10 protein-coding genes and 1 pseudogene are annotated in these 12,412 nt (G+C 61.2%); 6 read left to right on the forward strand and 5 right to left on the reverse strand.

All coding sequences use genetic code 11. The annotated features are described in order from the left end of the window. Positions 1 to 2 precede the first annotated feature (2 nt). Positions 3 to 458: a hypothetical protein gene (locus IPI01_09060; GenBank protein ID MBK7257934.1), complete on the forward strand. Its 456-nt coding sequence runs from the start codon at positions 3 to 5 to the stop codon at positions 456 to 458. Next, positions 455 to 925, forward strand: coding sequence for a pyridoxamine 5'-phosphate oxidase family protein (locus tag IPI01_09065; protein ID MBK7257935.1), 471 nt, complete (start codon positions 455 to 457; stop codon positions 923 to 925). Before IPI01_09060 ends, IPI01_09065 begins: the two co-directional genes overlap by 4 nt. Positions 926 to 931: 6 nt before the next feature. Here the strand turns inward: IPI01_09065 and IPI01_09070 are convergent, their stop codons facing one another. From IPI01_09070 to IPI01_09080, 3 genes are all read right to left on the reverse strand, one after another. Continuing rightward, complete coding sequence (locus IPI01_09070; protein ID MBK7257936.1) at positions 932 to 2,404, reverse strand: TolC family protein; 1,473 nt, start codon at positions 2,402 to 2,404, stop codon at positions 932 to 934. A 135-nt stretch (positions 2,405 to 2,539) separates the two neighbouring features. Next, positions 2,540 to 3,895 (reverse strand): ABC transporter permease, encoded by a 1,356-nt coding sequence (locus IPI01_09075; protein ID MBK7257937.1) that lies wholly within the window; start codon positions 3,893 to 3,895, stop codon positions 2,540 to 2,542. Positions 3,896 to 3,927: 32 nt separating this feature from the next. Further along, a complete protein-coding gene (locus IPI01_09080; protein MBK7257938.1) occupies positions 3,928 to 5,247 on the reverse strand; it encodes an HlyD family efflux transporter periplasmic adaptor subunit in 1,320 nt (439 codons plus the stop codon). Between the two features lie 449 nt (positions 5,248 to 5,696). On the opposite strand from IPI01_09080, the gene IPI01_09085 reads away from it, so the two are divergent. The 4 genes from IPI01_09085 to IPI01_09100 all read left to right on the forward strand — a co-directional run bounded on the left by IPI01_09085 (position 5,697) and on the right by IPI01_09100 (position 8,501). Further along, entirely contained in the window at positions 5,697 to 5,888 is a 192-nt protein-coding gene (locus IPI01_09085; GenBank protein ID MBK7257939.1) for a 50S ribosomal protein L28, read from the forward strand. Positions 5,889 to 5,980: 92 nt separating this feature from the next. Continuing rightward, positions 5,981 to 6,592 carry a CDP-diacylglycerol--glycerol-3-phosphate 3-phosphatidyltransferase gene (gene pgsA, locus IPI01_09090; GenBank protein ID MBK7257940.1) on the forward strand — a complete coding sequence of 204 codons (612 nt, stop codon included), beginning with the start codon at positions 5,981 to 5,983 and terminating at the stop codon, positions 6,590 to 6,592. Then, on the forward strand, positions 6,552 to 7,142 hold the full coding sequence (locus IPI01_09095; protein ID MBK7257941.1) for a phosphatidylglycerophosphatase A: 591 nt from the start codon (positions 6,552 to 6,554) through the stop codon (positions 7,140 to 7,142). Before pgsA ends, IPI01_09095 begins: the two co-directional genes overlap by 41 nt. Before the next feature lie 126 nt (positions 7,143 to 7,268). Beyond that, positions 7,269 to 8,501 (forward strand): competence/damage-inducible protein A, encoded by a 1,233-nt coding sequence (locus tag IPI01_09100; protein MBK7257942.1) that lies wholly within the window; start codon positions 7,269 to 7,271, stop codon positions 8,499 to 8,501. Here the strand turns inward: IPI01_09100 and IPI01_09105 are convergent. Then, the gene (locus tag IPI01_09105; GenBank protein ID MBK7257943.1) at positions 8,496 to 9,260 is read right to left on the reverse strand and encodes an alpha/beta fold hydrolase; all 765 of its coding nucleotides are present in this window, start codon (positions 9,258 to 9,260) and stop codon (positions 8,496 to 8,498) included. The two genes, IPI01_09100 and IPI01_09105, sit on opposite strands and share 6 nt — an antisense overlap. 89 nt (positions 9,261 to 9,349) lie before the next feature. Continuing rightward, a pseudogene (locus IPI01_09110) lies at positions 9,350 to 12,410 on the reverse strand (efflux RND transporter permease subunit). Positions 12,411 to 12,412: the final 2 nt, after the last annotated feature.

Raw genomic sequence — 12,412 nt, forward strand, 5'->3', positions numbered from 1 at the left:
AAATGACCCCACTTTTCAAGAAGCTGAACCTGGGATCGCGATCATCGATCACTGTCCTCAATGCCCCCTCATCATTCGAGGCTGAGCTGACGGCCCTCAAGGGCATAACGGTCGCACGCACCATCAAGGGTAAGGTCGGGTTCGCGATCGCATTCGTGACCAAACAGAAGGAACTCGACAGAGTATCTGCCTCCCTGGCCAGAACAGCCGAAGGAGATGCCGTCCTGTGGATCGCGTACCCGAAAGGCACATCAAAGAAGTACACATGTGAGTTCAACCGGGATGCGGGATGGACGGTGCTTGGCAAGGCGGGCTACGAGCCGGTGCGGCAAGTGGCGATCGACGAGGATTGGTCGGCGTTGAGGTTCAGAAAGGTGGACTACATCAAGGCCATGAAGCGGAACCCCGAAGGGGCGATCTCCAAAGCAGGCAAACAACGGGCACAGGGCAAGCGATGAATCCAACACAGGCACAGGCGCTTCGCGCAATACTCGAATCCCAGTCCAATGCGGCACTGGGCACACTCCACGACGGCGAGCCGTTCGTCTCCATGGTCCCGTTCGCCATCATTCCCGGCGGCAAGGGCTTTGTCATCCACGTAAGCGGGCTCGCCGCACACACGAAAGACATGCTGCAGCATCCTACCGTGAGCCTTCTGGTGATGGCGCCGCAGGGTCCGGACATCCCGCCGCAGGCCCTCCCCCGCGTGACGGTGCAGTGCAATGCCCGACAACTTGCAGATGAAGACCCAGCCTATCCGGCTGCCCGGGCATCCTATCTCGGCAGGTTCCCGGAAGCGGAGATGACAATGGCGCTGGGCGATTTCTCGCTCTTCCTCCTCACGCCGCTCGCGGTGCGGCTGGTGGGCGGATTCGCACAGGCGGCAACCCTTACGCCCCTGAACCTGGAGCAGGCCCTGGCCTGAGAGGATCTACTTCTCTTCCCTCTCCACAAGCGCCCGCCCGGCCTCGAAGTCGTACAGCGTGAGCCGCCGCACGCGGTAGTACGTCGACCAGTAGTCCCACTGGGTCTGCACATTCGACCGCCGCGCATTGTCCTTCTCGCTCTGCGCGATGAAGAGGATGGGGATGTCGATCTTCCCGATGATGTACCGCTGCTTCGCCACCTCAAACCGCCGCTGACCGATGGTATCGGACTTCGCCGCGATGGCAACCTGCTTCCGGAGCGTGTTCAACCGGTTCGCCGAGTACAGCACCTCCTGCTCCAATGTCTGCCGCTGCTGCGCAACGGTGACCTCGGTCCCCTTCTGCTCCGCCACGGCCGCTTCCACCGCATGGCTCCCTGCTCCCCATCGGAACACCGGGATGGCAAACCCCACACTGAACTGCTCCTGCTCGAGCAGGTTCCGGTATGCTTCCCGGAACTCGGGTGCACGCTGGTTGTACCCCACACTGGCGGTCATGGTGGCGTTGAAGCCGTTGTCCGACTCCGCCTGGGCAACGCCCCGCTCGGCATTGAGAAGCTGCAGGTCGAAGTTCACCATGTCGCTCCGGTTCTGCCGCGCCTGCACGAGCGCCTGATCCGGGTCCACCTCAACAATGCCGATGTCGCCCGGCGGCAACAGCCCCACCGGCTGCCCGGGTTCGAGTCCGATGGCCACCCGTAAGGCATGCTCGGCCCGCGCCAGTTCCAGAAGCGCATTCTCATGCGACGTCTTTGCATCGAGATAGGCAAGCTCGGCCTGGAGCAGATCGTTCTCCGCGATCCGCCCGACGTTGAACCGCCCCTGCGAGATGCGGAACAACGTGTCGTTGATCGCCACATTCAAGGCCGCATTCGCGGCGTTCATGGTCGAGAGATACAGGCCGAAGTACTTGTTCGTGGCGTCGATCGCGCATTCTTCCAACGACTCGACCTCCTCCCGCGTCGCGATCTGATAGGTCAGGTCCTGCGCGTCCTGATCCCAGCTCATGCTGTTGATCTGGAAGATCGGCTGGATCAGCGTGACGTTCAGCGGCCGGGCCCTGTAATAATGCGACTTCGTGTCCATGAGGTCGATCCGGTTCAATCCCGACTGCAGCGAAAGCTGTCCGCCGGTGAACGGGATCTTCTGCGTGAGCCCCAGATTCACCGACGAGCTCGCCTCCCGCTGCGGGGTGAAGATGGTCGTGCCATCGGGAAGAACGATCGGGTTGATCGCGGAATAGTACCCCGGCACGTCACCCTGCAGGGACAATTGCGGAAGGTATCCGGCTCTGAACGAGGCGTAGCGCGACTTCTTCGCTTCGTACTGATGCTGGGCAATGGCCCCCAACGGCCCCTGCTCCTGCGCCATGCGGATGCAGTCGCGCAACGTGAAATGAAGGGTGTCCACCTGCGCTCCGGCAGCGGAGATCCCGAGGAGGACGTGACATGCGAGAACAACGAATGCTGACGCTTTCATGGCTGCGTGTTCCAGTATTTCAGGGAGTATATCTCGGGTTGCAGGTAAGGCCCGGGGAGGGGCCCCACAGACGCGAACCGGGGGGACTCATCAGACAGGTTTCGTGTGGGGCCTCCCCGGGCAAGAACATGCTCATCATTCATACCGCAGGCACGCCACCGGGTCCTTCTCCGCTGCCCGACGCGCCGGAAGGAACCCGAAGACGATCCCGATCGTGATGGAGATCAGGAACGACAACGCCACGGAGAACGCCGTGATGATCGTCAGGATCCCCGCAAAGCTCTCGATCGCGTAACTCAAGCCTACCCCGAGCAGGATGCCCAGCACCCCTCCGGTCACGCTCACGATCGTGGCCTCGCTCAGGAACTGCACGGCAATGGCCTGCTTCGTGGCACCCATCGCCCGCCGTATGCCGACCTCCTTCGTCCGCTCCATCACCGACGCAAGCATGATGTTCATGATGCCGATGCCTCCAACGAGAAGCGAGATGGACGCGATGGCACCGAGGACGATGTTGAAGATGTCGCGCGTCCGCTGCGCCTGCCGCAACAGCTGCTCGGGGATGGTCACCTGGAAGTCCACGACCTCGTTGTGCCGGCGCTGTAGCATCCGGCTCACAACCTCGGCAAGCGCAGGCATCTGCTCCGCATCGGCAACGCGCACGACCAGACGGTCCAACTGATTGTAGTTCACCGCCTTCTTCTCGGTGTTGTCGTTGTTGCCGGACCCGCTGGACCGTGACGCCTGCTGCACGCCGAGCCGCGTGACGAGCGTCCGGTTCTTGTACCGCAGCAGCAACGTGTTCACCGGCGTGTACACATCGAAGTTGTAATCGCGCAGACCGAGATGCCGGATGTTGTCCTTGCTCACCTGACGGTCCGCGAGCACGCCGATGACCGTGAGCCAGAGGTTCCCGCACTTGATCTTCCCACCGATGGGATCCTCGCGCGAAAAGAACTTCGTCTTGATGGCATGCCCGATCACCGCAACGGGCGCCGCGTTTTCCATCTGCACCGAAGAGAACACCGCACCCCGTTCGAGCTGAAAATCCGTGGTGGCGAAATAGATCGAATCCACCCCCACGAGCTTGCTGCTCCGCTTCAGCCCCTCGCGCACGACCATGGTCTCCATCACGACCTCGGGACTCACAAAATCCACGCCGGGAAGGGTCTGCAGGATGCTCCTGCCATCCTCCAGGGTGAGTCCCGGACTGAACCGCTTCTTCTCGGTCTTGGCGGCTGTCTTCTCATCCACAACGCCCTCTTCCTGCTCGATGATGGGCGTGATGATGATGTTGTTGGCGCCCAGAAGCTTCATCTGGTCCAGGATCTCCTGCTTGGCGCCGGTCCCCACGGCAAGCATGGAGATCACTGAGCCGACGCCGAACACGATCCCGAGTGATGTCAGCACGCCCCGGGTCTTATTGTGCGTGATCGCTTCGATGGCGATCGTGAACCCGAGAAGAATGTGCCCCGGGACCGCCACGGCCATCCTGCGACGGATCATATCCTCGCCGATCATGGTCAATGCCCGCCTTCAAGTCGCACGATCGTGAGCTTGCCCGGTTCGGGCGGCGTCGCCAGGAGAAGCTCATCCTGCCCGGTCAGGCCGCGTGTGACGACCGTGGCATTCTCGTTAAGCATGCCCAGTGCGACCTCCTGCTTCACGATGCTCCTGCCGCTCTTCTTGAAGACATAGGTCAGCCCGCTTTCCGTGTGAACGCACTCCAGGGGCACGGAGAGCACGCTGTCCAGTTTCGCCACGAGGATCTCGTTCGCGGTGGTCATGGCGGGACGGAGCGTGGTGTCGGACTTGTCCACGGTGATGCGCACCTCGAAGACCTTCGAGTCGGAGTTCGGCCGCTGTTCGCCGATGTTCGCCACCGAGGTCACTTTGCCCGTCAGGACCTTATTCGGATCGGCATCGAGCTTGATCTTGACGGTCTGTTTCAGCCCGAGTTTCTGAATGTCGAGTTCGCTGATGTAGGTGATCGATTCCATCTCGCGGAGGTCCGGCAATGTTGCCACGACCGGGTCCCAGGCGTTCACCGTGCTCCCCACCACCTTCTTCTGCCCGCCCCACTCGCGCGCGTAGATCACCATCCCGTCGGCCGGCGCGAGGATCGTGAATCCCGCCATCGCGGTCTGATACAGCTCCATCCGCTGCCGTTCCTTCAGGAGGTCGAGCCCCGCCGCCTCCGCCTTCGCGATCGCCTGCTTCGTCTTCGTCACATAGTTGCGCTTGGCCTGTTCGAAGTTGCGCTGGGCCCGTTCATATTCGATCTCCGCCTGGCGCTTCATAGCGGGGGCTTCGTACACGGATTGTTCCATCGCCAGCCGCTTCTCTTCCTGACTGTACTGCAATCCGACCAGTTCATCGCGCGCCTGGGAAAGCGTCAACGCGCTGTCGAGTTTCGTCTGAAGGTGGACCGCCTCGAACTTCTGGACCGAGAGCTGGGAATCCTTGAACTTCCCCATGATCTCGGACTTGTCCAGATCGGCGACGAAGACCCCCTTCTTCACCACGGTCCCCTCCGGCACGATGTTCGTCAACTTCATCTGCCAGATATTCGCGGCACGTGCCTGCTCGGGACCCATGATGTTGATCGAGCTCTTCGCCTGCAGCTCGCCGGAGGTCGTGACGGTAACAAGGAACTCTCCGAACGTGGGTTTGACGAGGATCTCCGAGGAGGCGACGGCACCGGGGCGGAAGATCAGCCAACCCAGAAGGAGGAGTGCAGCGCCGCCGGAGACAGCGGCAACAAGAGGCCGGCGGCGGATGATCAGGATGAGTCTCGTGAATGCAGAGCGAAGGGCCTCGATACCACGGCGGAGGAGTCGCATGGTGGTGTGATCCGGGATGTTGGGATACAAGTGACGACACGGCGTGATCCATCGGACGCGGGGAGCAGATGCCGCGGCGAAGGACCTGGAATTATCGACGTACAACTAGTAGCAAAAGACCGTAGAGTGGATATCCCGACCGTGATTGGGGGGCAATGGGCGGGCAGGCTCCGGACCGGAGGTGCGCCGCGCGAGGAAAAGAACGGGAGGTATTTTCCGGCCGACCATGAGTGCCCCCTTTCCCGATGATCCCGGAATCCCGGCTGTCTGGAAGGTACGTCGTGCCAGCCGGAATGTTGCTAATATAGCCCCGGTCTCCGGGAATGTCAAGCTCCCACTCGTGTCCCCCTTCCAGCGGTATCACACTTTCTGGGAAAATACAGGAAATTGCTTGCGTTTGCCGCGGGAATATGCTATCTTGTTGTGCTTAGAATCTTAAGGACAGGGCCATGGCACGAGTATGTGATATCTGCGGTAAGAAACCCGTCAGCGGGAACAACATCAGCCACGCGCATAATCTGACGCGCCGCCGCTGGATGCCAAATCTTCAGGAAGTTCGTGCGAGCGTCAACGGTCGCCCGAAGCGCATGACCGTGTGCACCAACTGCCTGAAATCCAATAAGGTCGTGAAGGCCGCCTGACCGGGTCAGTTCCATTTGTTCAACGAAAGCCATCATCATCTCTGATGGCTTTTTTTTTCTCCTGACACGCGATGCAGAGACTCCAGTTCGAACTGAATGTACCGAACCAGCTGACCCTCCTCAGGATCGTGCTGACGCCGGTCTTCGCCTGGTTCCTGCTTTCGGAGAATCCCGTCTTTCGCCAGATCTCGCTCGGCATCTTCATCGTTGCCGCACTCACGGACTGGTACGACGGCTGGATCGCCCGGCGCATGGGCTATATCTCCCGCTGGGGGAAGTTCCTCGACCCGCTCGCAGACAAGATCCTCTCTTCGGCCGCCCTGCTCGCCTATGTGAGCCTGGGCCTGGTCTCCGGCTGGATGGTCTGGATCGTCATCATCCGCGACTTCCTGATCACCGGCCTCCGCTCCTACGCCGAGTACCACGACCGTCCGATCGTGACCACGAAAGGGGCACAGGCCAAGACCTTCGGCGAATTCGTCGTCATCTACTATATCCTCATCCTGTACGTCGCACGCAATACACCATCCGTGTATCAGGAGTTCGGGCCGACCATCGACAGTCTGATGGATTCGCACGTACTCTTCGGCATGATGCTGCTGGTCACCCTCTCCACGGTGGGGACCGGCATCGCCTACTTGTTCGACAATAGGACACTCCTCCTTGAGATCTCCGAGCAGTTCCGCACCCGACGCCGCGGGTGACACCCCGGCGTCCGTGCGTATCCCATTCATCCACACCCTGATCGCAACCGGGCTCTACTCCGGGTATAGCCCCTGGGCCTCGGGCACTGCCGGCACTGCGGTCGGCCTCCTGCTCTACATTCTGATCCCGGGGATGAGCGATCCCCTCACCCTCGGCATCGTCACGATCGTTGCCTTCTTCGCGGGCGTGTGGTCATCCGCCGTCGTCGCGGCAGCGGTCGGACACCAGCTCACACGCTCCGCCGAACTCGCCAAGGCGAAGTTCCAGGGTGGCGACAAGGACGGGCACAAAACCGCCGACCCGTCCATCGTGGTCATCGATGAGATCGTCGGCATGTGGATCACGCTGCTGTTCCTTCCGAAGACCATACCCGTCATGATCATCGGGTTCTTCGCCTTCCGGGCGATGGACATCATCAAGCCGCAGCCCGCGAAGTACCTCGAACGCATTCCGAACGGCTGGGGCATCATGCTGGACGATGTCGCGGCCGGCGTCTATGCCAATATCCTGACGTGGGCCGGGTGGTGGGTGTGGCAGGTGATCTTCTGAGATAGAACCGATTATCAATGGGCAATTGACAATCGGCAATGTAATGCGAAAGATGAAGCACGCAGTATTGTAGGGGCGCAGCATGCTGCGCCCCTCCCCGTAGAGAGCAATCTCTGGAGAACATTCGTGAACGCAACGATCCTCACCATCGGCGATGAACTCCTCATCGGCCAGATCATCAACACCAATCAGGCCTGGATCGGTGAACAGCTGAACCTTGTCAATGTCCGCGTCGCGCGCATGCTGACGGTCGGCGACGATATGCAGGCCATCCTCACCGCGTTCACGGAGTCATGGTCCCGCACGGATGTGGTGATCGTGACCGGCGGCCTCGGGCCGACACATGACGACATCACGAAGAAGGCAGTGTGCACGTTCTTCGATTCCGACCTTGTCAGCAACAATGATGTGCGGAAACATATCGAAGAGTTCATGCGCAAGCGGAACAGGACGTGGGGGCCCTCCGCGGAGGAGCAGACACTCGTGCCGCGCAAGGCGGGGGTCATCTGGAATCCGCTCGGCACTGCCGCCGGGATGCTCTTCGCCGACGGGCGCAAGCGGTTCATCGTCCTCCCGGGCGTTCCGTATGAGATGAAAGAAATGATGACGCAGTCGGTCGTCCCCATGCTTGCCGGACTGGCTGATGGCGCGGTCATCCGCCACCATACGCTGCGCACCACCGGGATCGGCGAGAGCGACCTTGCGGAACTGCTCGGGAACATCGATGAGCTGCTGCAAGGGGCGAGCCTCGCCTTCCTCCCCGCTCCCACCGGCGTGAAGCTCAGGATCAGCGTCCATGACACCGATGTGGCGGCTGCCGAGAGGAAGGTTGCGGAGGTCGAGGCGCGGATCCGGGCGAAGTCCGACAAGTATATTTACGGGACCGGGACGGAAGAACTGGAAGAAGCCCTGGGCCGGATGCTGCTTGCCAGGAACAAGACCATTGCCGTCGCGGAATCCTGTACGGGCGGACTGGTCCTTGAGAAGCTCACGCGCATCAGCGGCAGTTCGGCATACGTCCTCGGCGGGGCCGTCTCCTACAGCAACAGCGCGAAGACCGCGCTGCTGGGTGTACCTGCTGCATTGATCGAGAAATTCGGCGCGGTGAGCAAGGAAGTGGCAGAGGCAATGGCCGACGGGGTACGGAAAGCAACGGGGGCCGACATCGGGCTCTCCGTGACCGGCATTGCCGGTCCGACGGGCGGCACTCCCGAAAAGCCGGTCGGACTCATCTATACAGGCTATGCCGATGCATCATGTGCACTGGCGGTGAAGCATCAGTTCGCCGGATCCCGCGTGGTCATCCGCGACAGAACCTCGGCAGCGGCCATGGAGCTGGTGCGGCGGAAGTTGTTATAACACCTCACTCACCACGGCCCGGAATCCTGCGGGATTGTCCGCGTGCACCCAGTGACCCGCATCAGGCACGGTGACGATGTGCGCGTGAGGGTGGTTCGCCATGATCTCGCGCTCATCTTCAGGGGTGATGAAGTTCGAGCGGGCACCGCGGATGAAAAGAATGGGCTTCGTGAACGACCGCGGAATATCCACCCGTCCGGCAAGCTGGTCGTAGCACGCCTTCAGCGCGGGCACGTTCATCCGCCACTTCATACGGCCGCTCTCATCGCGGACGATGTTCGCGGTCAGGAACTGCCGCACCGGCTCCTTCAGGATCGTCCTCCCCAGCTCCCGATCCACTTCCTCCCGCGTACCATACGAACCAGGGTCGACGCGCTCCAGCGCTGCGAAGATCTCCTGGTGCACCGGCTCATACGGCCGCTCCGCCATATCCACGATGATCAGCGACGCCACGCGTTCGGGGTGATCCGCCGCGAACTGCATGGCGGTCTTCCCTCCCATCGAATGCCCCATGACGATGGCGACAGCGATGTGATGCTCGTCGAAGAACTCCAGCAGGTCGGCAGACATGGCAGGATACGTCGCATCGGGATCATGCGGTGATGCGCCGTGATTGCGCGCGTCGATGGTGTACACCGTGCGCTGCTCACCGAAAGCTCTGGCATGGGAATGCCAGTTGTTCAGCGAGCCGAAGAGGCCATGCAGAATGACGAGGGGCGGGCCGGGATGGGAACCGTATTGACGATAATGTAATCGCATTGCGTTCAGCGTCACGCGGAGAAAGAAGGAGGTGGAGGCGGCAGGACAACGCGGTAGCGCGTTCTCCTTCACCCCATCCTGTGAACTCCCTAGAGCTTCTGTTCGTGCATTGGAGAATGGTCCTTCTTTGCAATGAAGGTATAGACCGCCGGCACAACGAACAACGTCAGGATCGTGGCAAGCACGAGTCCGCCGACCACCGCGATGCCCATGGAAACGCGGCTTTCCGAGCCCGCGCCGAGTGCAAGGGCGATCGGGAGGGTGCCCAGGATCGTGGACAGCGCTGTCATGAGGATCGGCCGCAATCGCGCGACCGCCGCATCCTGGATCGCCTCCATGAGCGGCAATCCGGCCTCCCGGCGCTGATTCGCGAATTCCACGATCAAAATGCCGTTCTTCGTCACGAGTCCGATGAGCATGATCATGCCGATCTGGCTGAAGATGTTCATCGTCTGATTGAAATACCAGAGCGACACCAGAGCCCCGCTCAAAGCGAGGGGGACGGTGAACATGATCGTGAGCGGATCACGGAAGCTCTCGAACTGCGCGGCAAGGACCAGATAGATCAGGACGATCGCCAGGGCGAACGCGAATGCAAGGCTGGAAGAGCTTTCCGCGAAATCCTTTGATGTACCATCGAGGGATGTCGCGAACGTTTCATCGAGGACCTTGCCGCTGATCTCCCGCATGGCCTCGATGCCATCGCCCATGGTGTAGCCCCTCGCGAGGCCCGCAGAAACGGTCGCGGAGACATACCTGTTGAACCTGTAGAGCGCAGGCGGGCTGCTCTCTTCGCGCAACGACACCACATTGTCCAGCTGGACCAGCTCGCCGCGGGTATTCTTCACATACAACGATTTCAGGTCGACCGGGTCATCGCGGTTCTCGCGCTGCACCTGACCGATCACCTGGTACAGTTTTGCGTTCATCACAAAGTAATCGAACCGCTGCCCGCTGAATGCCGCCTGCAGGGTCTGCGCGATGTCCATGGCCGACACCCCGAGCGCACGGGCGCGGTCGCGGTCGATGTTCACGCGCACTTCGGGTTTGTTGAATTTCAGGTCCACGTCCACCACCTGGAATGCCGGATGCTTCCTGGCCTCTGCCAGGAAGAGCGGAAGCTTTTCCTTCAGCTTTTCGAAGTTCGGGGCCTGGAGAACGAACTGCACCGGCAGTCCGCGGCCACGCCCGCCGAAGGTCTGCTCTTGCGTCACGAACGTTCGGGCACCGGTCAGAGACCGGACGGCGGTGGACAACTGGTCGGCGATCTCCTGCTGCGAGCGCTCACGCCGGTCGCGAGGCGTCAGGATGATGTTCACGAAGCCCGAATTCACCGATCCCCCACCTCCGCCGGAGGTGATCGCGATGAGGGCATCGCGTTCCGGCACAAGCTTCTGGATCGTCCCGACCAGTCCGGCCATGTACTCATCCATGTACTCGAATGTCGCACCTTCCGGTGCCGTCGCGCTGACGCGCAACCGGCTCCGGTCTTCCAGAGGCGAGAGTTCGGACTGCAACGAGCTCCCGACGAGCATGATCAGCACGAATGCCGCGCCGATCACTGCCGCGGCCATCCAGCGCCGGCGCATGAATGCCCCCAGCGAAGAACGGTACCGATCCATCATGCCTTTGAAATAGGGCTCCGTGAGGGCATAGAAACGACTGTGGTGCGCGTGCTGTTTCAGGATCCGCGTGGACATCATGGGGGTGAGCGTCAGCGCCACGAACGCCGATATGATCACCGGACCCGGACAGCACGATGCCAAATTCCTTGAACAGACGGCCGGTGATGCCCTGCAGGAAGATCACAGGCAGGAACACCGCAGCCAGGGCCACCGTGGTGGCGATGATGGCGAAGTACACTTCCGCCGACCCCTTCACACCGGCTTCACGCGGTGTCATGCCATCCTCGATCTTGGAGAAGATATTCTCCAGGACCACGATGGCATCATCCACCACAAGGCCGATCGCAAGCACGATGCCGAGAAGGGTCAGGATATTCACCGAGAAATCGGCGACATACATGATGAAGAACGCCCCGATGAGCGACACCGGGACCGCAAGCATCGGGATGATCGTCGTGCGCAGGTCGCGCAGGAAGAAATAGATCACCAGGAACACGAGGATGAAGGCCAGGATGATCGTGTCGGCCACTTCCGCCACGGCCTGACGGATATAGAGCGATGTATCGAACCCCACCCCCAGGGTCAGGTCCTTCGGCAGGTCACGCTTGATGTCCTCGATCCGGCGGTACGCATCATTCACGATCGCGATGTAATTCGCACCCGAACGCGGGATGAGCACCACACCGACCATCGGCGTGCCGTCGCGGCGCAGAATGCTGCGGTAGTTCTCCGGGCCCAGTTCCGCCGTGCCGATATCCCGGAAGCGGATGATCCGCCCTTCAGATTCCCGGATGATCAGGTCGTTGAATTCCTCGGCAGTGGTCAGGCGGCTCATCGTGCGGACGGTGAGTTCGGTGCGCTGCCCCTCGATGCGCCCCGACGGCAATTCCACGTTCTCGCGGAGCAGCGCGGCCCGCACATCCAGTGGCGTGAGCCGGTACGCCGCCAGCCGTGCCGGATCCATCCACAACCGCATGGAGTAGCGCTTCTCGCCCCAGATCTGTACTTCGCTCACCCCCGCGATCGTCTGGAGACGCTCCTTGAAGGTGTTCGTCGCGATATCCGTGAGCTGCAGCAGGTTGCGCTGATCGCTCTTCACATTCAGGAAGAAGATCGGAATGGCGTCGGCATCTGATTTCATGACCACGGGATTGTCCGCATCAGGCGGCAGGAGGCGCACGGCACGCGATACCTTGTCGCGCACATCGTTCGCCGCGGCTTCCATGTCCACGCCCAGCTCGAACTCCACGGTGATGTTGCTCCGGCCTTCGGAGCTGGTGGACTTCAACGTGCGGATACCGGCGATGCCGCTGATGGTCTCTTCCAGCGGCTCGGTGATCTGCGATTCAATGACATCCGCATTGGCGCCGGTGTAGGTGGCGGACACGGTGACGACCGGAGGGTCGACGCTGGGGTACTCGCGGACACCCAGGTAGGTATAGCCGATCACGCCGAAGAGCACGATACCGATCGACATCACGATCGCAAGGACCGGACGCCGGATGGAGGTTTCAGCAAGACTCATGG

Source organism: Ignavibacteriota bacterium (genome assembly GCA_016707525.1).
Taxonomy (GTDB): Bacteria; Bacteroidota; Ignavibacteria; order UBA10030; family UBA6906; genus JAGDMK01.

Excerpts from the sequence above, each read along its gene's own strand:
- IPI01_09060 (MBK7257934.1), top strand. The coding sequence starts at position 3 with ATGACCCCACTTTTCAAGAAGCTGAACCTGGGATCGCGATCATCGATC.
- IPI01_09065 (MBK7257935.1), top strand. The coding sequence starts at position 455 with ATGAATCCAACACAGGCACAGGCGCTTCGCGCAATACTCGAATCCCAG.
- IPI01_09070 (MBK7257936.1), bottom strand. The coding sequence starts at position 2,404 with ATGAAAGCGTCAGCATTCGTTGTTCTCGCATGTCACGTCCTCCTCGGG.
- IPI01_09075 (MBK7257937.1), bottom strand. The coding sequence starts at position 3,895 with ATGGCCGTGGCGGTCCCGGGGCACATTCTTCTCGGGTTCACGATCGCC.
- IPI01_09080 (MBK7257938.1), bottom strand. The coding sequence starts at position 5,247 with ATGCGACTCCTCCGCCGTGGTATCGAGGCCCTTCGCTCTGCATTCACG.
- IPI01_09085 (MBK7257939.1), top strand. The coding sequence starts at position 5,697 with ATGGCACGAGTATGTGATATCTGCGGTAAGAAACCCGTCAGCGGGAAC.
- IPI01_09105 (MBK7257943.1), bottom strand. The coding sequence starts at position 9,260 with ATGCGATTACATTATCGTCAATACGGTTCCCATCCCGGCCCGCCCCTC.